Source organism: Corynebacterium crudilactis, from assembly GCF_001643015.1.
Classification (GTDB): domain Bacteria; phylum Actinomycetota; class Actinomycetes; order Mycobacteriales; family Mycobacteriaceae; genus Corynebacterium; species Corynebacterium crudilactis.
Window position 1 is genome coordinate 1,485,599 of record NZ_CP015622.1, and the last position, 23,838, is coordinate 1,509,436.

A 23,838-nucleotide genomic window follows, 5' to 3' on the forward strand; every position below is an offset into this window, starting at 1 on the left:
TGTAAACCCGGACTAGAACAGTCTATTTTTCTAAATACTAGCCTGTAGAGCCTGACTGGTTATGGAGACAAGCCGGTCGCGGATAGGTTTTGCACGTTCTGACAGCCCTCGCTGACGTGCTACATATTCTGCTTTGCCTTCTGGAGTTTCAATGGGGACGTAGCCAAAGCCATGGTCGCGGACATCGTATGGGGATGCTTCCATGTCTAAGACTCGGGTATCTCGTGCTAATTCAAAAGCGTCAAGGAAGACATCGCCTGGAATAAGTGGGCCAAGTTTTGCGGCCCACTTGTAGAGGTCCATGGTGGCATGCAAACAACCACATTGATCATTGCGAGGTTGATCTTCACGCGTCAACACCGTGAGGTTAAGCGGAATTGCCGGTTGAGTAAAGAAACGATAGGCATCAAAGTGGGTGCATTTGATGTTGTGGCTTTCCACCACTGCGTCTGTATCTGCAGGGCTTAAACGCAGCGGAAGATCATGGCGGAGATCCTGAGATTTATACACCATGGCCCACTCGTGGAGACCAAAACAATCAAATTGCGCGTGATTATCCCGAGTAGCAGCAAGCAGATCATGGATATAGCGCACCGAGGTGCCACGACGTTGCATGTAGGTGGCCAGGTCTACCTGGACGCCGGCGCGGTGCGGGGAGGCGTCGACAAGCATATAATCGCGCATGCTGGCATGTGGCGGTGTGCCTTCAAGATGAACGCCGAGGCCTGGATGCCAGGTTTTGAGGTGCGCTACGCGCACGGGGTAGTACTCGAAGAGGAAGTCGAAGACCGGGTGCTTGATATGCGCTTGTCGACGCTTCAAGTGGTCTTTGGTGAATGAATCAGCCCGCACCTGATGGGTGCGGGCTAGTTCCATCCACTCAGCCTCGGTAAAAACGCAGAGGTTATAAGTGTCCAACACAGCTTCTATTTCTAGTCGTCGAAGCTTTCATGAGTCCAATCGTTGACTGTGCCCACATATTCCTCAATCAGATCTTCCAAGGTAATAACACCGAGAAGCTCACCTTTAAGACGAACCTGCGCCATGTGCGCGGAGCGGTGGTGCATGAAATCCAAGACATCATCCATGAGGCCATCGGCATCAATATTACTCAAGGGGCGCAGCTCAGAACGAGGGATAACCTCTGCAGAATTCATCGTTGGGTCAGCAAGACGTGGCAAAATATCCTTGATGTGGATATAGCCCAAATAGGAACCATCACGGCCAGTGACCGGGAACCTAGAAAAACCAGTCTCGCGGACGGCTTCTTCCAGCTCATGAAGCGTTGGTCCAGACTTGCCAAAGGCCAAGGTACGAACATTTTCATCCTTGATCACCAGCTCTTTGATAGAACGCTGCTCAGAACGCAACGCCTTAGACAGACGAGCATGCTCTTCTGCATCAAGGAGACCTTCTGAACGAGATTCCGAAATCATCGACGCAAGCTGCTCTGGATCCACAGTGGAATCCAGCTCATCTTTTTGTTCAATACCAAACGCGCGAAGGGTCAGTCGCGCAATCCAGTTCATGAACTCGATCAGCGGACGGGTTATTTTCACGAAAAAGATCAGTGCTGGCGCCAGCCACATACCTAAGGTCTCTGGTCCAGCAATTGCAATATTCTTTGGCACCATTTCGCCGAAGAGAATATGCAGCCAGGTAATAATCGCCAATGCGATCACAAAAGAAATAGGGTGAATCAGATCAGCTGGGACACCCCATGATTTGAACGGCACCTCAATAAAGTGCGCGATGGCAGGTTCTGCCACCTTACCCAACAGCAGGGAACAGACGGTGATGCCAAACTGCGCACCCGCCAGCATGATAGAGAGATGCTCCGTGGCATAGAGAACCTTTTCCGCACCCTTTTTACCCTGGGATACCAAAGAGTCGAGGCGGTCCCGGCGCGAAGAAATTAGTGCGAATTCTGCAGCGACGAAAAAAGCATTTGCGGAAAGAAGGACGACAATTAAAAGGATGGTTGCCCAAATACTCACTGTTCGTACTCCTTTGCTTCTTCATGGCTAATCGGGGTCAGTACTGCTTTGTCGATGCGCCGATCTTCCATGACGGTGACTCGTGCAATCCACCGGCCGGTGAATCCGGATTCGAATTCATCCATGTTGGGGGTTTCTGTGAGTGGCAGGAGAGCGACATCGCCGACGCGAGGGATCACACCCATGGCGTACATGATCAATCCACCGAGCGTTTCAAAGGGGCCGTCAGGGGAGACGTAACCGACACGTTTTTCTAGTTCATCGGTGCGGACAAGTCCAGAGACTTCCCAACTTGCGCCGAATTGTTGGAAATCGCGTTCTGCATCCGAGTCATCGTGTTCATCGTGGATTTCGCCGAGGATTTCCTCTACGACATCTTCGATGGTCACCATGCCTGCGGTTCCGCCATACTCATCGGCGACGAGGATGACCTGGGAGCCTGCAGAGCGCACAGCGTTGAGAACGGCATCGCCGTCAAGGCTTGCTGGAACCACAGGGATCTTGCGGGCTAGATCGCGCACCATGGTGGTAGCGCGGTCTTCCTGCATCACAGAGAACGCATCCTTGATGTGCACCATGCCGATGGTTTCATCCAAGTCACCTTCTGTAACGGGGAAGCGTGAGTGTCCTGTTTCTAGAGCCAGGGCGATCAAATCATTGACGGTGTCAGTAGCACGCAAAGATTCGATTGTGGATCGAGGAGTCATGAACTCATCTGCCGTGGCATCGCCGAACTGTAGGGAACGATTGATCACTGCTGCAGTATTTTGATCGATGCCGCCGCTTTCTGCAGAGCTGCGCACCAAGGCGGTGAGCTCTTGGGCGGAACGTGCAGAGGCCAATTCTTCAGCTGGCTCAATGCCCATTTTGCGCACAATAAAGTTTGCAGACTTGTTCATGCCGTTAATAAACGGTTTCAGAGCGGTATTGAAGACATGGACAGGGTGAACCACAAAGCGTGCAACGCTTAAGGGATCAGTGATTGCCCAGTTCTTAGGAACCAGTTCGCCGAAGACCATGGACAGTGTTGTCGCAATAATAAGAGCAAGGACAAGTGCTACCGTCGTGCCGGCAGATTCACTGAGCCCGACTAATTCAAGGAGTGGTGTGAAATATTTTGCCAAAACAGGCTCTGCGAGGAAGCCTGTGGCTAGTGTCGTGACAGTGATGCCCAATTGGGCACCAGAGAGAACGAACGACAGATTTTGGTGATCCCTCTGCACTGCACGGGCGCTGTTGTCGCCCTTTTGCTTCATATGTGTTTCTACTGTGGATTTTTCGAGCCCTGTGAGTGCGAACTCGATGGCTACGAATAATCCGGTGCTCGCAGTAAGAAGCACGAAGCCTAGCAATGAGAGGATGCTTATGAGTATGTCCATTAGCGTGGTTTAGGCCTTGTTCCCAGACCTTTAAAAGCCTAGGAAGGTTTAGCCCTTGGGACCGTCTTTCCTTGAAGTCTGACGCCTCGGGTTGGACGAGCGGCCAGTTGACCTGGTTCCGCTCTGTCCGCGCCGGCGAGGATTCCGGCTGGAACCCCGTGCATCAGAACGATTGTGAGTAGTTTTCTGTTCCCGCTTTGGCTGTTGCTGTTGGCCAGGTGCTGGCAACGCAACGCCTGACGGACGACGTGCACCAGTAATCTTAACCAATTCTGGGGAGTTTTCGTGGACTTTTATTTCAGCAGCTTTCACGCCTGCCTTGTGGAAAAGTTCCCGGACTTCCTTGATCTGATCATCCATTACCAGAGTGACAACTGTACCGGAAGTCCCGGCTCGTGCAGTGCGACCTGCGCGGTGCAAATATGCTTTGTGTTCCGCTGGAGGGTCAACGTGGACCACGAGGGAGACATCATTGACGTCAATGCCACGTGCTGCGATATCGGTGGCTACCAGCACTGGGATGGAACCATCAGCGAAACCAGCAAGCGCATTGGTGCGGGTGGACTGTCCCTTGTCCCCGTGGATGCCCACCGCATTGATGCCCACGCGGCGCAGCTTTTTCACCTGACGGTCCACGCCATGCTTGGTACGCATGAACATGATGGTCTTACCGTCACGTGCAGCAATACGCAACAGCACATCATTGCGTGGATCTCGGCCACCAACGAGGAAACGGTAGTGCTCCATGGTGTCTACGGCAGCCTGCACAGGAGCAGTCGAGTGTGTGACAGGGTTGTGCAGATAGCGATCAACGAGTTTGCTCACATCACCATCAAGCGTGGCGGAAAATAGGAGACGCTGACCGTTTTTAGGAGTGAGATCCATGAGCTTTTTTACCTGAGGCAAAAATCCCATATCAGCCATTTGGTCAGCTTCATCCAACGCAGTAACTGTGATATCAGCAAGCGAGAGCTTCTTTTGATTGATCAGATCTTGTGCACGACCAGGTGTTGCCACCAAAATATCCACAGGGGAAGCAAGTGCAGTGATATTGCGGTTGATGTTGACGCCACCAACCACCTCCAGGATGCGCAGTCCCATGACCCGTGAAGGATCTTCTAGGCGTTCACGTACCTGAGCTGCCAATTCACGAGTAGGAACCAGCACGAGGCCACGGGGGCGACCTGGCTTAGAGGCGCCAGAGCGTGCGAGTCGGGTGATCATGGGAAGACCGAATGTGAAGGTTTTTCCGGATCCTGTTGGTCCACGGCCGAGCACATCTTTACCAGCAAGGGCATCTGGAATTGCCGCTTCCTGGATAGGAAATGCCTCGGTGATTCCCTGACGGCGAAGTTCGCGTACGATCTCGTCAGGAAGCTTGAGTTCTAAAAAGGTAGTCATTGCTGATTAACTCTAGCCGTAGCATCCCAAAAAGTGAGCATGTGGGCATTTTATGCTTGAAAAGTATGGATTTTTCTTTAAGCAGCCCTGTCCGCCGTTAGTGAATTTACCTATGCGGACTTTAACCTGCTCGGTCTTGTGGAGATCAATGCGGCAAAATTACTGCGATTTGGCTGCGCATATTTTCCAGCAGTGCGCCTGTCGTAACCTCTGCAGGTGTGCTTGCCATCGTGAGAAATGTAATGGATGAGATGACTCGAGAAAGTATGCCTGCGTCGGCTGCGCTGACATGGTCATTGCGTTGGAGTACCTCTGTATAGGCTTGTTCAGTGCTAGCAACAATGCTCAATGCTTGAGCTTGATGTGGCTCACTGGGATCACCAAAGACCATTTCCTTTAAGTATGTGCGTCCATTATCAACTTGTACTCGGTTGCACTCCACGATCGGCTTAATGATCTCAAGGAGTGCATCAAGGATTTCAGGTGTCTTCTGTGCTGCCACTTGTCCACGGCTAAGAGCTTGCGCGTAATGGACATTTTGCACGAGCAGTAGCAGTTCGCCTTTAGTCTTTGCGTACAGAAATAGGGTGCCGGTACCAATGTCTGCTTTTTCGGCGATTTGTTGGGTGGTGACATCATTAATGCCTTTTTCGGCAAATAATGCACTCGCAGCAGCAGTAATGCGATCGAGTTTATCCTGCTTACTCCGTTCGCGTCGGCCCATCGACTGCGGCGTGAGGGACATGGAATAATCCTCCTGGAATAAATAATGACTAGACTCAGTTATGATGATAGTCATCGTAGTGTGGGTTCAAATTTTCCTTAATTTATTCTCTCACGGCGTGATATATCAATTTTGATGTGCAAGCTTTGGGTGAGCTCAAAGCCATTTATGTCTATGGAATAGGAATTACTTTTATGACTTCTTCACTATGGGAATCATTTACTGTGGGGCGAATTGGGCTACCACACCGCCTGGCATTATCGCCAATGACCCGTAATCGTGCGAATGCCGATGGAACTCCAGGAGATTTGGTTGCAGAGTATTACCAGCAGCGCGCCTCCCTTGGCCTACTGATCAGTGAGGGCACTCAGCCATCTGCCGATGGGCAAGGCTATGCGAACACTCCCGGTATCTATACACCTGAACACATCGAGGGATGGCGAAAAGTTACCGATGCAGTACACGAGGCCGGGGGACACCTATTTGTGCAGTTGATGCACGTGGGCCGCACGTCACATCCCGATAACACGTCACATCATCGACAGCCTGTTGCGCCTTCAGCAATTGCCCCTGGAGAAGAGATCCATACAGCTACAGGTGCGCAACAGATTCCGACCCCACGCGCACTGGGCGAGGATGAGATCCCGACTATTATCAACGAGTTTCGCCATGCAGCAGCATCTGCGATTGCCGCTGGAGCGGATGGAGTGGAAATCCATGCAGCGAACGGATATTTGCTGCATCAGTTCCTTTCCCCGAACGCTAATCACCGCACTGACTCTTATGGTGGTTCGGTAGAAAACCGCGCGCGCTTAACTATCGAGATCGCGCAGGCTGTTGCAGAAGAAATTGGTGTAGATCGCACAGGCATCCGTATTTCTCCGGCATTCCCTCTTGGCGGTCTCAACGAAGGCGATGCGGAATCAGTACGTACCCAGTACCGATACCTCGTGGGTGAGCTTGCACAGTTGAATCTTGCATACCTGCATGTGCACCACCTTGGTGATGATGAATTATTGCGTTCTTTCCGTGACATGTGGCCGACTGCTGTGCTCGTTGTGCGCTATGGACGTGAGCGTGAGCAGATCGCCTCGGATATTGACTCGGGACTGGCAGATATGGCACCTCTTGGACGTTTTGCACTAGCAAATCCTGACATCGTGGAACGCTTGCGCACAGATGCTCCATTAAACGACCTGGACCCAGCCACTATTTATGGTGGTGGCGCAACGGGATACACCGATTATCCCGTACTAGCCAAGCTCTAGAGCTTGGCTTTCATCCGTATTGCCCACAAGAGATAAAAAGAGGTAGTTATGCCCTCACTTAAAGGATCCGTCGTTCTTGTTACTGGCGCTAATTGCGGAATCGGTACCCATTTCGTCCACGAAGCACTCAACCGAGGGGCAACCAAGGTCTATGCCACGGCTCGCACCCCTCGTAGCTGGAATGATGACCGTATCGTTCCGCTCTCACTCGATGTGACTGACCCAGCATCTATCCAGTCGGTGGTTGCTGCTGCGCCAGATGTAACTGTGTTGATCAATAACGCTGGTGCAGGTGTTTCTCATCCCGGAATTCTTCACCATAGTGATGAAGAGATACGTGCAAACGTTGAAACAAATTTCCTTGGACCCTTGTTGCTGAGCCGTGCCTTCGCTTCCGTACTTGCATCCAAGGGCGGGAATGCTGCGATCATTAATATGCACTCTGCACTGTCGTGGCATGCGGGCATGGGAATCTATTCAGCTACTAAAGCGGCCTTGTGGTCTGCGACCAACTCACTTCGCGTGGAATTGCTCCCTTCTGGGATCCACGTCCTGGGAGTTCATGTCGGCTGGGTAGATACAGCCATGGCAGCGCATGTCACCGATCCAAAAACTGATCCAGCGGTGCTCGTATCAGAGATTTTTGATGCCACTGAAGCTGGAGACTATGAGGTTCTTGCTGATGAGACGTCTGTGAATCTCAAAGCCGGGCTTAGCGCTCCACTGGAGGCTGTGTATCCGCAGCTTGGCGGCAACTAAGCAACCGCGCCGGGTGTGAATGCCGGCAATCTAGAAAAAGCGAAAACCCCTCACAGCTTGTCACTGTGAGGGGTTTAGCTATTGACCGTAAGGTTTAAGCCTTGGTCTCGGTGCGGTCGCCGGACCACTCAGTGTGGAAGGCGCCTTCTTTGTCGACACGCTGGTAGGTGTGTGCACCGAAAAAGTCACGCTGTCCCTGGATCAGTGCTGCTGGCAGACGCTCTGCACGCAGGCTGTCGTAGTAGGAGAGGGAAGAAGCGAAGACTGGGATTGGCAGACCAAGCTGGGTGGCGGTGACAATCACACGACGCCATGCATCGATGAGGTCCGCAAGCTCGCCCTTGAAGTATGGGTCAAGGAGAAGGGATTCAAGCTCAGCGTTGGCATCGTATGCCTCAACGATGCGGTTGAGGAACTTAGCGCGGATGATGCAGCCTCCACGCCAGATGGTTGCGAGGTCGCGAGGATCAACATCCCAGTTGTTCTCATCAGAGCCAGCCTTGATCTCATCAAAGCCCTGTGCGTAAGCAACCAACTTGGATGCGTACAGTGCACGGCGGACATCTTCGACGAACTGTGCCTTGTCGACGCCCAATGCCTCTAGGTCAGTGAGCTGGCCTGCAGGCAAGTTGCCCTTTGCCGCAGCGCGCTGACTGGTTGCACCGGACAGTGCACGTGCGAACACGGCCTCGCCGATACCGGTGGTTGCGATACCGAGATCAAGGGCAGCCTTAACAGTCCAGCGACCGGTGCCCTTTTGTCCTGCGGCATCAACGATGACATCGATCAGTGGCTTGCCGGTTTCGGCATCCACCTGGGAGAGAACTTCTGCGGTGATTTCGATGAGGTAGGAATCCAGATCGCCTGCATTCCACTCCTTGAAGACCTCTGCAATTTCAGCTGGCTGCATGCCTGCTGCGTAGCGGAGAAGGTGGTATGCCTCGCCGATGACCTGCATATCAGCGTATTCGATGCCGTTGTGGACCATCTTGACAAAGTGTCCGGCACCGTCTGGGCCGATGTGGGTGACACATGGGGTGCCATCAACATTTGCAGCGATGGACTCGAGCAAGGGGCCAAGGGATTCGTAGGACTTTGCTGGGCCACCAGGCATGATAGATGGGCCGTTGAGGGCGCCTTCTTCGCCGCCGGAGATACCTGCACCAACGAAGTGGAGACCGCGAGCTGCGATATCCTTCTCACGGCGAATGGTGTCAGTGTAGAGAGCGTTGCCACCATCGATGATGATGTCGCCTTCGTCCATGGCATCAGCGAGCTGGTTGATAACTGCATCAGTTGCGTTGCCAGCCTGAACCATGATGATGGCGCGACGTGGTTTTTCGAGGGATGCTACGAACTCTTCGATGGTTGCGGAAGGAATGAAGTTTCCTTCTACACCGTGATCAGCGATGAGCTTGTCAGTTTTAGCAGTGCTGCGGTTGTAGACAGCGACAGTGTGTCCATTGCGGGCAAAGTTGCGGGCGAGGTTGGAGCCCATTACTGCGAGGCCAACGACACCGATCTGGGCGAGATTATCTCCATTAGTCATGTCATTGATCGTACTTCACGCCATGGGCTGGTGTCAGCACAATTACATCAAAAGGTGTGACCATTTGGGGATAGCGTTCATTATCGCAGGTAAAGGCATATAAAAATCTCCAACGACACGGACAGCTAGAGTAATTATTTATGACTTCCCACGATGATCAACCCAGGGATCTGCTCTCCCTCGCCCAGCTTGCATCCACCCGAGCCCTTAATACAGAAGAACTCGAAGCCCTCAACAACGCCAACTACGGCCTAGACCGCAATCTCGGCCTGCGCTACACCACCATCGAACCAGGGCGCGTAGTCAGCGAACTCCACGTCGCCTCCAAACACCTCCAAGTGGTTGGACTTGTCAACGGCGGCGTCTATGCCGCTATCGCAGAATCCACCGGATCTGTCGCCAGTATGATCGCCGCACCAGGAAAAATGGTTGTTGGAGTCAACAACAACACAGATTTCATCTCCTCCGTCAGCTCTGGAATCATCGTCGCAGAAGCAACACCCCTCCAAATTGGCGGACGCACCCACCTCTGGCAAATCGAATGCTCCCACCGCGGTGAAGTTGTCGCACGCACCACACTGCGCACCATGGTGCTCCATAAGTAGCTCTATACTGTGAAAGCATGACTACATGGAAAGAAATTACCAACAATAACCCTGCACACTCGGAAAACTATGCGCAGCGTTGGCGAAATCTCGCAGAATCCGGCACCGATATTTACGGCGAAGCCCGCCTCATCGACGCTATGGCTTCGCGCCGAGCCAGGATCCTTGATGCGGGTTGTGGTCAGGGACGAATCGGTGGTTATTTGTCCCAACAAGGCCATGATGTGTTGGGCACCGATATTGATCCAATTTTGATTGGTTATGCAAAAAATGATTTCCCACAAGCCCGCTGGGTTGTCGGAGACCTTTCCAATGATCCAATCCCGGAAGATAATTTTGATCTCGTTGTCTCTGCCGGCAACGTCATGGGTTTTTTGGCTGAGGATGGGCGCCGTGCAGCACTAGAAAACATTCACCGCGTTCTCGCACTTCGTGGCCGTGCTGTTATTGGTTTTGGTGCGGGCCGTGGCTGGGAATTCGGTGATTTTCTCGAGACAGCCACTAGCGTGGGCCTAGAACTAGAAAACGCCTATGAATCGTGGGAGCTGAAACCTTTTGTACAGGGTTCTGAGTTTCTTGTAGCAGTGTTTACCAAGCAGTAATTTTATAGCCCCTCTCAGGCGTAGGCTTAAGTACTATGAGTCATCTCACCGCAGTGCATGCTCAAAGCCTCAATGTCACGGTGTCTTCTGACTTTCCGCGTCGTACGAAAAAACCTATTCTGCGCGATATAAATTTCCGTGCAGAAACAGGAAAAATTACCGGATTATTAGGACCATCAGGAAGTGGCAAAACTACTTTGATGCGTGCCATCGTGGGGGTCCAAGACTTTGATGGGGTGCTCAACGTCTTGGGCCAACCCGCCGGTGCACCGGTATTGCGTGGAAAAATTGGGTATGTCACCCAAAACGCTAGCGTTTATCACGATCTTTCAGTCGTGGAGAATCTGAGATATTTCGGAGCGCTCGTCCGCGGTGCGGCTGCACCGCGTCGGCCAGAAGAGATCCTGGACATTTTGAACATGGCTGATCTCGCGCAACGCCAGGTCTCCACGTTGTCGGGTGGGCAAAGGGGACGAGTGTCTTTAGGGTGTGCGTTGATTGCCTCGCCAGAACTCTTGGTGATGGATGAGCCTACGGTAGGTTTAGATCCGCTTACACGTCAGTCACTATGGGAAGAGTTTCACACAATCGCACGTGCTGGAGCTGGAGTTATTATTTCTAGTCACGTGTTAGAAGAAGCCGCACGCTGCGATGACCTTATTTTATTACGTGCAGGTCGGGTGATTTGGACGGGAACACCACCAGCTTTGCTGTCTGACACAGGGCAAAGCACTTACGAAGATGCATTTTTAGCTGCACTAAAGCCGGACATCAATCCCGCGTTTAACAAGGAACAGCCATGAATATTGGTTTTCTCTACGTCACCGCCAAACGAGTGTTATTGCAGCTGAGGGAAGATAAGCGTTCAATCGTGTTGCTTTTGGGTGCGCCGGTGGCGTTGATGTCCCTGTTTTATTACATGTACTCTTCTACGCCTGCAGGGCTGCGTCTTTTTGAAACGATTTCCACAGTCATGATTGCGGTGTTCCCGCTGATGTTGATGTTTTTGCTGACCTCGGTGACTATGCAGCGAGAAAGAAATGCCGGAACCTTGGAGCGGCTCTGGACTACGAGAATTCACCGTGGCGATTTAATCGGAGGCTACAGCCTAGCATTTGGTTTGATGGCGATTGCGCAATCACTACTTATGGTCTTAACCCTGCGGTACGTACTTGGTGTAGAAACCGCAGCAGAGTGGTGGATTTCTACACTTATTGCGGCGATAACAGGGCTTATAGGTGTATCTCTCGGGCTGCTTAGTTCAGCCTTTGCCAGTAGTGAATTTCAGGCTATTCAAACATTGCCGTTAGTGATTTTGCCCCAATTTCTCCTCTGCGGACTACTTATCCCTCGAGAAAACCTTCCAGATGTCCTGCGGTGGATCTCCAATGCTTTACCGCTTTCTTATGCCGTAGATGCAGCATTAGAAGCGGCGCAGACTGGGATGAGCCAACAGGTGATCATGAATATTTTGATCTGTATGGGCTTTGCCGCTGGATTCCTTACCGTAGCGGCGCTATCGATGCCGAGAACATCGCGGTAAACGCATTATTCTTCGAGTGAGGTACCGATCATGGACATGGAGGTCGCACGGGCTTGTGTAGCTTCGTGTCCGCGGTGGTTAATCAACAGCTCAATTAATTGCTCGGAGACAAGCATTAAGGCTGCTCTAGAAGTACGGGTGAGCTCGTCTTGGAATGATGCTGTCATCGGAGGGACGATGAGTGAGATATCTGCTGCGGTATCGATAGCAGAATGGGCGAAACACGTCATGGAGATAATCGTCGCACCGCCGGCACGTGCTGCATCAATGGTTGCGAGGGTAGCTTTACTCGCACCGGAACCAGATATTGCAAAACAAACAGATCCTGGCCCAAGTTGGCGTGCAACAATTTGTTCTGACATCGAATCTGAATGCACTTCAGAAAAGCGACCCATAGCGTTTAAACGTTGACTAAAATCCCAGCCCAGCGGCGCGGAGAGCCCATGCGATGCCACCAGCACACGCGGTGCTGCATCCAAGCTATCGATACAGTGCTGTAGATCCTCTTCCGTTAATGCGGAGGCAAGCGTGCTCAACGATGCTTGAAATTTCGCAATACCAGCCTGCATGCCACCTAAAAGCGAGGATGCCAAGGCACCTTCCACGATGCTTGTCGACGCGCCCTGCGTCAGCGCAAGTTCTTGCGCAAGGGCGACGCGCAACTGCGGGAACCCGTCGTAGCCTAAAGACTGCGCAGTACGGATGACCGTTGCACGCCCCACGCCCACCCGATCTGCAAGGCCCTGAGCGGTAAGCTCAACGATGCTGGGGGCGTCGACAAGCATCACCTCAGCCACTTTGCGCTGGTTTGGTTGCAAAGATGGCGCCAACGTAGTGATGCGGATACTAGGCGGCGCGTCAGTTGTCTGATGCCACGACACGGGTGTGAGCTCCTTTCATGATGCGCCGGCGAAGAGCACCGGAGATAAGGTCCACGATCATGGTTGCGACAACCACGACGATCAACAGCATGCCCACGGTGTCCCATTGCCGATAATTGGTGTAATTGGCCAACATACTACCGATACCACCAGCACCAACGATACCCAGCACAGCTGAAGTACGGATGTTGATCTCAAAGCGGTACAACGCAAAAGACGCAATCGATGGTGCAATCTGAGGCCACAATGCCCACCGCACGACCTCGGCAGTTGTCCCTCCTGCCGCACGTACCGCCTCAGAAGTACCAGATGGTGTGGACTCAATAGCTTCATACGTCCACTTGGCTTGCTGCCCAATACCTGAAATACCCAGCGCTAATGCTCCGGTAAACGGGGTAAGACCTGTTACGGTAAGCAAAATAATAGCAATAACCACTTCAGGAAAAGCTCTGATCACCGCGAAGACAAAACGCAGAAGTGAACGCAACCACGCAGGACCAACGTCACCTGCTGCACACATGCCCAGGGGAACAGAGACAACCACGCACAAAATTGCCCCCAACCACGCCATGGCAATAGACCGCCACATTTCAGCAAGCGCGCGAGCAAGTTTAGACCAATCAGGATCACTGAACATTAAATACAGGTAGTGCCAGACCTGTTCCGGCATCTGCGGAAGCTCATTCCACTCGATATTGAGCGTTCCAGTGGACACCAACACCACCACGGCAGCGAGCACCGCTGTGAGATTGCGGAGAAACCTGCGCGGACGCGCCGGGATAGGAGATGGAGTGGACGAGGGAGTGCTCACTGCGGAGTCCTGAGCTCTATGAGTGGAATGGGGATGAAGAAGAGAACTCATACCAGCCTCTTTCGTAGGGCGTTTGAGATCAGCTCAATCACGATCACAACAATGAGGATTTCTAAAATAATGACGGAGACATCGGCATAGGCATAGAACGCTCGTCGTTCATCCAGGAGACGGCCAATGCCACCAGCGCCAACGATGCCAAGAATGGCAGAGATGCGAACATTGAGTTCTAAGGTGTAGAGCCATTGATTGGCAAACAGAGGCATAACTTCAGGCAATGCGGTGACCCGGTTAATTTGGAATTGTGATCCACCTGCTGCTCGTCCTGCTTCCATATATGGGTGCTCGATGGAATCGATGGCTTCGGAGACTAATTTGACCACAATGCCTAAGTTGAACAAGAACAAGGTGAGCAAGCCCGGTAGGGCGCCAACACCAACCATTGCCACCAAGATGGTTGCATAGACCAAGTCCGGTACAGAGCGCACCACATTGATCACGGTGCGGATAATGCCCCGGCCCCACCGACTGCTATTAGTTGCCTCTGCGGCCCACAAGGTCAATGGCACGGAGATTATCGCGGACAACACCGCACCCACCAAAGCCATTTGTAGAGTTTCCAGCATAGGAAGCCAAGTGCGCGGAAGAAAAGCGAAGTTTGGTTGCAGCATCTGCACGAGCTTGTCTGCACCATTGCGCCAATTAGCAGCGATGGAAGCAAAATCTAGCTCAATGCCACCGAGCGCAGGGCTTGCTGTAGCAATAGTCAAGGCCAGCACAGCCACACAAATTAGATATGTCTTAAATCCGACACGAGGTTTTGCAGGTATGGATAAAGCACTCATTCACGCTCACCCAACAAATCCTTCGCCTGAATGGGACGGCCATAAATAGCCTCAAAATCCGCATCAGTGGCATCAGCGACAAGACCGTCATACACCAACTTCCCGGCGCGCAAACCAATCAACCGTGTGGTGTACTGGCGAGCCAAATCAATTAAGTGCAAATTCACCAGCACAGTGATGCCCTCAGAGTTGTTGATATGTTCCAGGTCGCGCATCACCGAGTGCGCTGTAGGGGGATCCAAACTTGCCACAGGTTCATCAGCCAGCATGACTGAAGGGTCTTGGGAGAGGGCGCGAGCAATAGCCACGCGCTGCTTTTGTCCTCCTGATAAAGCATGTGCACGCACCCATGCTTTATCTAAAATGCCCACTGCATCAAGTGCGTGGAAAGCAATTGATTTATCCTCCGCGGTGGGACGGCCAAGCAGGTTACGCCACCACGCGGTGTGTGCAAAGCGCCCCACCAACACATTGTGGAACACGGTACTGCGTTCAGACAGGTTAAAGCCTTGGAAAATCATGCCTATTTGGCCACGCGCTGTGCGAAGTGTTTTCCCAGACAAGGCATTGATCTGATGTGGCCCCACCGTGACGCTGCCTGCTGTCACCGGAACCAGCCCATTGATCGTGCGGATCAACGTGGACTTTCCAGATCCAGACAAACCAACTATCGCCACCATCTCACCCGGATTAATCGTCAGCGAAATATCATCCAGCGCTTTCGTTCCGTTGGAATATGTCACCGACACGTGATCGAACTCAATAGCCCAAGACCTCGTTGCCACAGGAAGAGCCGAAACATCAGATTTCATGAACGCACACCTTGATCGTTGTAAATGAACTAGTTAGAGAACTTCTTTAAGATCTCGCCATAACGAGTGATCTCATCTTCTGCGGTTTCAGCAGTCCAATCAGACAAACCCACCATGTCGAACATGACGTCCTTGGCTTCTTCAGAAGAATCTGCGTAGTCATCCATCAAGGTAGAAAGCTTTGCCACTAGATCATCAGGGAGAGAATCCGATGCCGCAACGCCACCATTAGGGATCATCTCGGTGTAAGCAAAAGCCACCACCTCTTCTGCAGCTTCAGGAGCCTCTGAAAGCACAGTGGAGCGAGCATCCCAGAAACCGAACGATACTTCTGCATCACCATTGAGTACTGACAACACCGCATTGTTGTTTCCAGATACAGGAACCTGCACAAAAGCAGAATCCGTATCCATACCTAGATCCTGCATGGCAACAATGGGGTACTGGTACCCCGCAGGGGAGGTAGCTGCCTGAAGCGCAACCTTGTCCTCAGCACTAATCTTGCTCAACGCCTCGACTCCTGCAGGGCCTTCTCCTACAGCAGGCTGGTCTTCTTCCTCAATACCATTGCAATACAGCATCTCTACATCAGAGGCCGCATAAGACGCCGCAACCGGCTCATCCTCGCAGTACTTATCCGGGTTGTTGGTATAAGCAACAGCAGAATAAGAGGTGGCACCAAAACGAACGTCGCGGAGAATCAACTCAGCATCATATTGCTCAATAGCGTTATACAAAGAACCCGCATCAGTGATGATCACCTGAGCTTGATCTGCACCCAACGCCTCAACAGTGGCCGCATAATCAGAAGCCACCACACCGTTGACCTCAATGCCCAAATTCTCAGACAAATAATCAGTCAACGGAGCCAAAGCCTCTGCAAGATCTTCACCCTCCGTAGAAGGCACCAAAGACAACGTTATAGATTCTGGCCACGCATTATCAGCCCCAGAAGCTGCAACTGAATCACTATCAACAGAAGAACAACCAGCGAGCGCAAGCGCAGAAACAGCCACCGCAGAAACAGCGGCACACAAAGACTTCGACGGAGTAAACATAAAAACCAGAAAACCTTTCACCAACACGAATGTGACTTTAAGAAATGGACGCCCAGGAAGAAACCCAGGACAGGAGAGGAAGATCAGCGATAGAACGCCCACGCATGGACACCTTCGCCTCTGACGTAGACACAGTCGCACCAACAAGCGCAGTATCCGCACCCAATTGCACTGCAGGCGCTAAATCAAACTCATAAATATCGCCAACAGCCAACACAGGGCCATCCTTTTGAAGCTCAGAAATAATCGGCAACAAACCCGCAGGCTTACCAACCACAAAATGCAACTGATCAAAAAACTCAGCAATACCCCACTGACGCAACAACTCAATAACGCCAGCTGCTGGAGCATTAGTAGCAAGCACCAATCGCGCATGCCCCTTTAACTGAAGAAAAATATCCTCAATACCCCGGACATGCTCAACCGGAGCCTTCTCCGATCCAAGAAGCTCCCGACTACGGCTATACGCAATCGACATCGCACCATCATCAACCCCAAGTTCCGCAGCAAGCTTGGCAACAATGTCATAGCCATCACGATAAGGACTCTGACCATCATCAAACCGCCGAAGCTCTCTTTCCACTCGAACCAGAAAGTCCTTTCCCCCCTCCGGCTCTACACACAATGCATAAGCAAGAACAGGACCATGGCCGACCGCAAGCGTGCCATCGAAATCAAAAACAATACTGGGTGTCACAAAAAGATCCTTGACTAGGGAAGAAATGGACGATGCGTCCACAATAAAACCCAAACATGAACGCAACGTCCAACTTTAAGTAAACTATTCCCAACACCTTCGTAAACACTTAAAGAACCACAACACAAACGCATGAAAAAGCGCGCCGGGCCCTCCCTGCATTTCACAGAGGAAGAGCCCGGCGCGTGCGTATAACTGTTATCTAGAGCCAGTTGTAGCGTGTTGCCTGGTCGAAAAATTCACGTTCATGAACAGATGCGCTTAAAAATGCACGGGCCGCATCAACGCGCTGCGTGTGGCCTGCGTTTTCTAGTGCACGTTCTAAACGTGCGATGGCAGCTCGGGTGCCTGCGATAAATTGTTCACCTGAGTAGGTGTTGAGCCATGCGTGATAGGGATGATCTGCATGGTTTTTCTCTGCAAGCATCAATCCGATTTCCGCATAGAGCCAGTAGCACGGCAATACTGCAGCTACGCCGCAGACGTAATCTTCTGAGTAGGTGCGTGCGATGAGGAAATCGGTATACGCCATGGTGATGGGTGAGGGGGCGGAAGTGTGGCTACCTGCCATATAGGAGCGGTGAAGTTCGGCTTCCACCACAAGGCATTCTGCAGCACTTTGTGCCCATTCCACTTGTGCGATTGATTCCGGGGCGATGGAAGAGAGTCTGGCTAATGCACGTGAATATTGGGCGAGGTATTGAGCATCTTGGTCGATGTAGAAATCGAACTCAAGACGCCGGAGGGAGCCGTCGCCAAGCATGGTGATGAAGTCTGAGCTGTTGATGCTCGCGATGATATCGCCGCTTGCTTCCCACAGCGCGCGCGTGAATGGTCCGGCAGGTTCAATGCGTGGAGCTGGACTTGGCGTTGTGGCGGGCTGAATGAACTCTTCTGGTGAGGCGCCGCTCAGGCGTGGTGCCAGGAGGTGTGTCCAGGGGGTGGTCTCTGCTGCGGCAAGCATGCGCCGTGCCACATGACTGTGATCAACTGGGCCATTTCCGGTGCCCACGGCTAGTTGATCTGCGTGGCGTAAGGCTTCGTTGAGCCACCGGGTGGACCATTCTAGGGCCTTTTCTACGGTGTGGCCGGCCGCCATTCTGGTGGCCAGTGCTGCAGAGAGCGAGCAGCCAGTGCCATGGGAATTGGGCGTGTGTACGCGGAGGTTGTCCACGTGGTGCACTGAGCCATCTGGGCGCACCACCGCGTTGTCTGCCATAGAGCCAGTCAAGTGTCCACCTTTGACAATGACAATCGTGTTGTGGGTGTGGGAGAAATCTCGTGCCTGTGCGATCGCTTCATCCAAAGTGGTGGCAGCGGGGCTCTCACACAATACGGAAAGCTCTGGAATATTCGGTGTCACAACATCGACATGTGCAGCTAGTCGGCGGAGGGACTCTTCCGCATTTGCATCAAGAAGCCGGTCTCCACTGGTGGCGATCATGACAGGATCAAGCACCACCGGACCATGCGCATGCGAGCTTAACCACGCGGAGACAAGATCAATGGTCTCTGCGGAACCCAACATGCCAAGTTTGATGGCATCTACTGTGACATCGGAAAATACTGCGTCAAGCTGCTGTTCTAAAAATTCTAGAGGAGACGTATGGATAGCGCTCACACCGTGCGTGTTTTGTGCCACCAGGGAAGTCACCACACACATGCCGAAGCCGCCGCCGGCAGCAATTGATTTTAGATCAGCTTGCACGCCGGCACCACCGGTGGGATCCGTGCCGGCAATGGACAAGACACGTGGAACTGCGGGGCGTTTCTGAAACGCAGACAGTAATTGCTGCGCTGCTTGGGCAGGTTGGGCTGCGGCCATAATTTCAGAGACCACGCACAATCCATCAATATCAGTAGCTGCAAGTTCAGTTGCATTGTGCAGGCCCACGCCACCAATGGCGACAGAGGCAATACCGTGTTTTTTGGCCACCGCGGCGATCGAAGCGATTCCTGCAACCCCCAACGCAGGTGCTGCATCAGGTTTGGTCTGAGTAGCAGTCACTGGCCCAATACCAATCACATCAGGTAAAGCCACATCTGACACGGCACATTGAGCAATCACCTCATGCAGCTGTCCGAGATTTTCAATGCTCAAACCCAACTCCAGTTCTGCCGGAAGTTGTTGGCGTGCCTGCACATAGGGTGTATCACCTTGGCCAATATGTAGATTAATACCTAATTCCTCGGCGAGATCTAGATAATCATTGATCACTAGTGATACCCCGCGCGCCTGACAGAGCAGTTTCAACTCTTGTGCCGTAGCACGAATCGCGTCCATGGATCCATCTTTATCGCGCAATTGCACCACAGAGACACCACCGTTAATGGCTTCTTCGACAATGCGTACAACACGGTCTGCGCCACCGCCAAGCGTGGGATCAGTAACCAAGTAGAGAGAATAATCCGTCATGTTATGCCTCATACACTTCTACTAAAGAAGCGATCATGTGCACATCAACTTCGTATAACGCATCAATTAAAGCCACCGCATAACTTCCAGGAGCAGAGGCCTGTTGAGCAGCAAGTTGACCTGCCGCGCCCAGATGAGCATGTGCTGCGAGCACCGCATCGTGCGCAGAAATATCTGTTTGCGCTGTCGCACCAAGATACGCCGCAGTCAGCGCACCCAAGGAACATCCAGTGCCAATCACCAGCTGCAGCATCGGATCACCAGAGCGCAACCAGGTAATACGGTTGGTGGACACAATAAGATCTTGTTCACCCGACACCGCAACCACGCCGCCAGTAGCTCGAGCCAACAACTGCGCTGCTTCCAATGCAGCCTCCACAGAATCAGTCGCGTCTACGCCGCGACCACCAGCACCAAGGCCTGCAAGCGCCACGATTTCTGAGGCGTTTCCACGAATTGCGGCCGGCTGCTTATCGACGATTCCCTCCACGAACCGGGTTCGCTCCGACAACCCACCCACGGCAACTGGGTCCAACACCCACGGAGTTCCCGCTTTGTTAGCACCCTGGATTGCCTGAGTCATACCCAAATACTGCTCTGCAGATGGCGTTCCCACGTTGATCAGCACGCCATTGGCTACTGCTGCAAATTCTGCAGATTCAGTTGGAGTATCTGCCATCGCAGGTGTTGCTCCTGCGGCCAACAACACATTGGCTGTTACTTGCATGACCACCGAATTGGTCAAACACTGCACAAGAGGAGTGTTTTGTCGAACAAAAGTTAAAGAATCTAAATACGAGTTAGCCATGTTAAGGCCATCCCTTCGCTAGTACGAGCTAGAGCAGGTTCAACGGGTATGATCTCAGCCATTTCAAGTGGCACCCCGTGCCTGTTAGACACCCTAGCAAAGAAGAGGCTGGGCAAATAACGAGAGCCTGGCTTGGCTTATGTTGTGCCGAAAACAGCACAATTGATGAGCTACTTTTACTGGCTTGAACAGTGCGTGAGTTGGTTACACGCTCGAGGTAGGCCCCGGCTTGCTTAAGATGCAAATTCTCGTTCGATTTACCAAGATTACCGAGGGCGGATTCAATCGGTGGATGCACCAGAATCTCACAGGATTCCCAATAGACCCATATGCACCAAAAATAACCACCCCCAGAGGCCAGTCTAAGCGCTTAAGGGGCACTGTTTGATACCGAATATGCCCATTCTAGATATTCAATCCCTTAAATCAACACAGAGCCATATTGTTAAGTAATTAACTCTTATTTAGCTCACACGAGTGCTATATGTGACATGTCCATGTAAAAAAAACTAAAGCGTGACTTCCTCAGGTGAGGAAGTCACGCTTTAGTTATACGTGCTCCAGGAAATTACTTTCCTTCGAAACGAATGTTATCGCGCAACTCGATTGGAAGATCTGCAGCTGCTTCTTCCAACTCATGGGTGTACTTGGAAAGAGCGGTACGAGCGTGAAGCTGCTGGCGAGTGGTCGCCAGGTTCCAACGTTTACGAGACATTGCGTTCAAGCCCCAGCTAATACCGGAAACGAAGCGGTTGCGGAAGCCAACGAGGAACATGATGTGAACTGCCAACCACAGCACCCAACCAACGAAACCAGTGACCTCAACCTTGCCCATCTTCACCACAGCGGAGAAGCGGGAGATGGTTGCCATGGAGCCCTTATCGAAGTAATCGAAAGCCTCGCGCTCAGTGTTGGAGCGTCCTGCGACCTCTGCTGCGATCTGCTCTGCAACGTACTCGCCACTCTGGATTGCTACCTGAGCAACACCTGGGAGGTTGTTGTAGTTCATCATATCGCCGACAACGAAGACGTTCTTGTTCTCGCCAACAGAAAGGTCTTCGTTAACCATGACGCGACCAGCGCGGTCGGTCTCAACACCAGTTTGCTCTGCAACAAGCTTGCCCAGTGGGGAAGCTGCAACACCTGCGGACCAAATCTTGCAGAAGGACTCGATGGTGTGCTCTTCGCCGTCCTTGGTCTTGTAGGTAACGGAATCAGCATCGACGTTGGTAACCATGGCGTTCAGACGAACGTTGACACCGATCTTTTCCAGGGTGCGCTGTGCATTGCGGCCCAGACGCTTTCCGAAAGGAGGCAGCACCTGTGGAGCACCATCAAGCAAAATGATCTTTGCAGAGTTGGTGTTGAAGTTCTTGTACTCACCGGCAAGGGTGCGGTGAGCAAGTTCTGCCAACTGACCTGCAAGTTCAACACCGGTTGGGCCGGCACCGACGATGACGAAAGTAAGCAGACGCTCACGCTCAGCAGGATCTTCGCAGATTTCTGCACGCTCGAAAGCGCCAATAATGCGAGCGCGTAGCTCGAGAGCATCATCGATGGACTTCATTCCTGGTGCGAATTCAGCAAAGTGGTCGTTACCGAAGTAAGACTGACCTGCACCAGCACCAACCACCAAGGAGTCGTACTCGAAGACGCGAGTGTAATCACCGAGGGAAGCAGAAACTGTCTTGGACTCGACGTTAATGTCGGTCACTTCACCCTTGATGACATTGACGTTTTCCTGAGAGCTCAGGATCTGTCGGGTGGACGGCGCAATTTCACCGGAAGACAAGATACCAGTTGCCACTTGGTAAAGCAGTGGCTGGAAGAGGTGGTGGTTGGTGCGGTCAATCAGAGTGACATCGACGTCTGCCTTGGCCAGGTTCTTGGCAGCAAAAAGGCCACCAAAACCAGAACCGATGACGACGACGTGGTGACGGCCGCCTTCGGGGCGGGTTGGGTTAACTGACATGTTTGTCAAAGTCTCCTGATCGTGGATCTAAAAGCTTCTGCGGTCTGCCCTAAATGCGTGCAGCCGTTTGAGCGCTGTCGTGTTGTGCACGTGTACGCGTTAAACAATAGTCCTTCTAACAGAAACAAACAGGATCGGGTCTTACTTTCTTGTCCGTTCGGAGAAAAACTTGCGGAATTCGCGCCCACTTTCAACAAGTATGCACGTTAATATGGCATATGTCACGTCATATGGAAGATCTTTTTAATCCGTCCCAATAAGCTGTTCTTCGACGCGCCTGCGCCTCCTAGGTACCCCACACACGTACACTGCATTTAGAGTTAGAGCAGCCGAGTATTACGTCGTATTTTTCTTGGCCCAAATCCCACCGGAGGTGCATAAAACGCATGGCAGAGGCACGGTTGCGCCATCTTGAACCTATTGATGTGGAAGAGTGGCCTGGGGTGGCCACAGTGCCAAATCTTGCCTTTTCTGGCGCACGCGCAAAACAGGCAGAATTTCGCTTCGCGAAGGCGTGCAGCAATGCTGGTCTCGAACTGGTGGGCAATGACCCAGATCTCATCATTGATCAAGAAGAATTATTTTCACGTTTAGCCGCATCTGGGTGGTTGGGGCTAGCTGAAAGCTACATGGCCGGCGAATGGCGCACGGATAATCTCGCCGATGTTTTAACAGCTCTTTTGGGTTCAGGATACAAACCTCGCGGAAAACTAGCGAGTGCCTTCACACTGCCCGGACAAGCAGTAGATACTGGCGGTGCGCTACCCAATGAGTTAATTCGGTTAAGTTCTGGTGACGGCATGAGCGCTTTCGGAGGTATCTTTGCCTCTGGTGTTCCCACAACGTTGCGCACTGCCGTAAAAAGTTATGTTGCGGGTGCCGGCCGAAATCGGGAACCCGCTTCTCATTTTGTCGATATCACGAAGATCTCTGAACCCGTTGCAGTGGAACGAGAAGATCTTGGCGAAGCCCAACGACGAGCTGCATCGACATTATTGGATAGCGCAAAAGTCAAAGCGGGAAGCCATGTGTTGGAATTTCCTAGCAGTGGTGGCGCAGTGGCAATTTTGGCTGCACGCAGACAAGCCACAGTAGATGCGCTCACTGCAGATCCAGCACAGGTTGCCGGTTTGCAGGAAACTTTTGTCCTGGCAGGCGTGGAAGAAGATATTCACATTCAGGTATTGCCACAAGCAATTCCTACGCAGCGTGAATGGGGCGGAGCATACGATTCCATTATCGCCATGGAAAAACTTGAAGTGGTGGGCGTTCATGGTTCCAAACGTTTCATTAAAGCAATTGATCGTTTGCTTGCCACGGGAGGCAACGCCGCATTCCAATCTTTAGTGGCCACCGATCAATGGGGACAAGTAAGCACTGAAGCGATCTCCATGCTCAAGGCTTATATTTGGCCAGCACTGCAGTACCCAACCGTTGATGAAGTGCATCAGTTAGTCGACCGGGATTCCTCATTACGCGTGGTGAAAGAGACTCATTTTGCTGGACACTATTTAAAGAGCGTGCAGTTGCAAAAAGAGATTTTTGAGGGTCAGCTACGCGAAGCGGCGGCAGATGGCTTTGATGCCGTCTACCGCCGCATGTGGGTTTATCATTACGCCCTGATCGAAGCCTTGTTACGCCTTGGCTGCCTCAACGCTGTGCAATTTTCCTTGACAACAAGAAACCGAAGGGGGCGTCGATAAGCAAAAAT

22 protein-coding genes and 1 riboswitch are annotated in these 23,838 nt (G+C 52.2%); of the genes, 7 read left to right on the forward strand and 15 right to left on the reverse strand.

Going from position 1 to position 23,838, the window contains the following annotated elements:
* Positions 1 to 30: 30 nt before the first annotated feature.
* The 5 genes from ccrud_RS07005 to ccrud_RS07025 form a co-directional block, all read right to left on the reverse strand.
* Entirely contained in the window at positions 31 to 876 is an 846-nt protein-coding gene (locus ccrud_RS07005) for a 3-methyladenine DNA glycosylase (protein ID WP_066569664.1), read from the reverse strand.
* A 56-nt stretch (positions 877 to 932) separates the two neighbouring features.
* Entirely contained in the window at positions 933 to 1,997 is a 1,065-nt protein-coding gene (locus ccrud_RS07010; RefSeq protein WP_066565591.1) for a hemolysin family protein, read from the reverse strand.
* Complete coding sequence (locus tag ccrud_RS07015; protein WP_066565592.1) at positions 1,994 to 3,376, reverse strand: hemolysin family protein; 1,383 nt, start codon at positions 3,374 to 3,376, stop codon at positions 1,994 to 1,996. The genes ccrud_RS07010 and ccrud_RS07015 overlap by 4 nt, the downstream gene beginning before the upstream one ends.
* Before the next feature lie 48 nt (positions 3,377 to 3,424).
* The gene (locus tag ccrud_RS07020; RefSeq protein WP_066565594.1) at positions 3,425 to 4,777 is read right to left on the reverse strand and encodes a DEAD/DEAH box helicase; all 1,353 of its coding nucleotides are present in this window, start codon (positions 4,775 to 4,777) and stop codon (positions 3,425 to 3,427) included.
* Positions 4,778 to 4,922: 145 nt separating this feature from the next.
* On the reverse strand, positions 4,923 to 5,522 hold the full coding sequence (locus ccrud_RS07025; protein WP_066565597.1) for a TetR/AcrR family transcriptional regulator: 600 nt from the start codon (positions 5,520 to 5,522) through the stop codon (positions 4,923 to 4,925).
* 173 nt (positions 5,523 to 5,695) lie between these two features.
* On the opposite strand from ccrud_RS07025, the gene ccrud_RS07030 reads away from it, so the two are divergent.
* On the forward strand, positions 5,696 to 6,769 hold the full coding sequence (locus tag ccrud_RS07030) for an alkene reductase (RefSeq protein ID WP_066565601.1): 1,074 nt from the start codon (positions 5,696 to 5,698) through the stop codon (positions 6,767 to 6,769).
* Positions 6,770 to 6,817: 48 nt separating this feature from the next.
* Positions 6,818 to 7,528 carry an SDR family oxidoreductase gene (locus ccrud_RS07035; RefSeq protein ID WP_066565603.1) on the forward strand — a complete coding sequence of 237 codons (711 nt, stop codon included), beginning with the start codon at positions 6,818 to 6,820 and terminating at the stop codon, positions 7,526 to 7,528.
* Between the two features lie 94 nt (positions 7,529 to 7,622).
* Here the strand turns inward: ccrud_RS07035 and gndA are convergent, their stop codons facing one another.
* Positions 7,623 to 9,077 carry an NADP-dependent phosphogluconate dehydrogenase gene (gndA, locus tag ccrud_RS07040; RefSeq protein WP_066565605.1) on the reverse strand — a complete coding sequence of 485 codons (1,455 nt, stop codon included), beginning with the start codon at positions 9,075 to 9,077 and terminating at the stop codon, positions 7,623 to 7,625.
* 140 nt (positions 9,078 to 9,217) lie between these two features.
* On the opposite strand from gndA, the gene ccrud_RS07045 reads away from it, so the two are divergent.
* From ccrud_RS07045 to ccrud_RS07060, 4 genes are read left to right on the forward strand one after another with little or no spacing between them, the layout of a single operon-like run.
* The gene (locus tag ccrud_RS07045) at positions 9,218 to 9,682 is read left to right on the forward strand and encodes a PaaI family thioesterase (RefSeq protein ID WP_066565607.1); all 465 of its coding nucleotides are present in this window, start codon (positions 9,218 to 9,220) and stop codon (positions 9,680 to 9,682) included.
* A 17-nt stretch (positions 9,683 to 9,699) separates the two neighbouring features.
* Positions 9,700 to 10,284, forward strand: a complete 585-nt coding sequence (locus ccrud_RS07050) for a class I SAM-dependent methyltransferase (protein WP_066565608.1) — start codon at positions 9,700 to 9,702, stop codon at positions 10,282 to 10,284.
* Positions 10,285 to 10,319: 35 nt separating this feature from the next.
* Entirely contained in the window at positions 10,320 to 11,087 is a 768-nt protein-coding gene (locus ccrud_RS07055; protein ID WP_066565611.1) for an ABC transporter ATP-binding protein, read from the forward strand.
* Complete coding sequence (locus tag ccrud_RS07060; protein ID WP_066565613.1) at positions 11,084 to 11,827, forward strand: ABC transporter permease; 744 nt, start codon at positions 11,084 to 11,086, stop codon at positions 11,825 to 11,827. The genes ccrud_RS07055 and ccrud_RS07060 overlap by 4 nt, the downstream gene beginning before the upstream one ends.
* 5 nt (positions 11,828 to 11,832) lie before the next feature.
* On the opposite strand, the gene ccrud_RS07065 is transcribed toward ccrud_RS07060, so the two are convergent.
* The 9 genes from ccrud_RS07065 to ccrud_RS07105 form a co-directional block, all read right to left on the reverse strand.
* Positions 11,833 to 12,708: a MurR/RpiR family transcriptional regulator gene (locus ccrud_RS07065; RefSeq protein ID WP_066565615.1), complete on the reverse strand. Its 876-nt coding sequence runs from the start codon at positions 12,706 to 12,708 to the stop codon at positions 11,833 to 11,835.
* A complete protein-coding gene (gene phnE / locus ccrud_RS07070; protein ID WP_099092689.1) occupies positions 12,686 to 13,570 on the reverse strand; it encodes a phosphonate ABC transporter, permease protein PhnE in 885 nt (294 codons plus the stop codon). The genes ccrud_RS07065 and phnE (ccrud_RS07070) overlap by 23 nt, the downstream gene beginning before the upstream one ends.
* The gene (phnE, locus tag ccrud_RS07075) at positions 13,567 to 14,364 is read right to left on the reverse strand and encodes a phosphonate ABC transporter, permease protein PhnE (protein ID WP_066565617.1); all 798 of its coding nucleotides are present in this window, start codon (positions 14,362 to 14,364) and stop codon (positions 13,567 to 13,569) included. The genes phnE (ccrud_RS07070) and phnE (ccrud_RS07075) overlap by 4 nt, the downstream gene beginning before the upstream one ends.
* Complete coding sequence (phnC, locus tag ccrud_RS07080; RefSeq protein WP_066565623.1) at positions 14,361 to 15,176, reverse strand: phosphonate ABC transporter ATP-binding protein; 816 nt, start codon at positions 15,174 to 15,176, stop codon at positions 14,361 to 14,363. Before phnC ends, phnE (ccrud_RS07075) begins: the two co-directional genes overlap by 4 nt.
* Before the next feature lie 29 nt (positions 15,177 to 15,205).
* A complete protein-coding gene (phnD, locus tag ccrud_RS07085; protein ID WP_066569680.1) occupies positions 15,206 to 16,234 on the reverse strand; it encodes a phosphate/phosphite/phosphonate ABC transporter substrate-binding protein in 1,029 nt (342 codons plus the stop codon).
* Positions 16,235 to 16,271: 37 nt separating this feature from the next.
* A complete protein-coding gene (locus ccrud_RS07090; protein ID WP_245670394.1) occupies positions 16,272 to 16,931 on the reverse strand; it encodes an HAD family hydrolase in 660 nt (219 codons plus the stop codon).
* 202 nt (positions 16,932 to 17,133) lie between these two features.
* Positions 17,134 to 19,347, reverse strand: a complete 2,214-nt coding sequence (locus ccrud_RS07095) for a bifunctional hydroxymethylpyrimidine kinase/phosphomethylpyrimidine kinase (RefSeq protein ID WP_066565625.1) — start codon at positions 19,345 to 19,347, stop codon at positions 17,134 to 17,136.
* Position 19,348: 1 nt separating this feature from the next.
* Complete coding sequence (thiM, locus tag ccrud_RS07100) at positions 19,349 to 20,155, reverse strand: hydroxyethylthiazole kinase (RefSeq protein WP_066569682.1); 807 nt, start codon at positions 20,153 to 20,155, stop codon at positions 19,349 to 19,351.
* A riboswitch (TPP riboswitch) is annotated at positions 20,149 to 20,243 on the reverse strand. (Overlaps the previous gene by 7 nt.)
* Positions 20,244 to 20,723: 480 nt before the next feature.
* Positions 20,724 to 22,127: an NAD(P)/FAD-dependent oxidoreductase gene (locus ccrud_RS07105; RefSeq protein WP_066565629.1), complete on the reverse strand. Its 1,404-nt coding sequence runs from the start codon at positions 22,125 to 22,127 to the stop codon at positions 20,724 to 20,726.
* A gap of 386 nt (positions 22,128 to 22,513) precedes the next feature.
* Here ccrud_RS07105 and ccrud_RS07110 point away from each other — a divergent pair, with 386 nt between their 5' ends.
* Positions 22,514 to 23,830, forward strand: coding sequence for a cyclopropane-fatty-acyl-phospholipid synthase family protein (locus ccrud_RS07110; RefSeq protein WP_066565632.1), 1,317 nt, complete (start codon positions 22,514 to 22,516; stop codon positions 23,828 to 23,830).
* Positions 23,831 to 23,838: the final 8 nt, after the last annotated feature.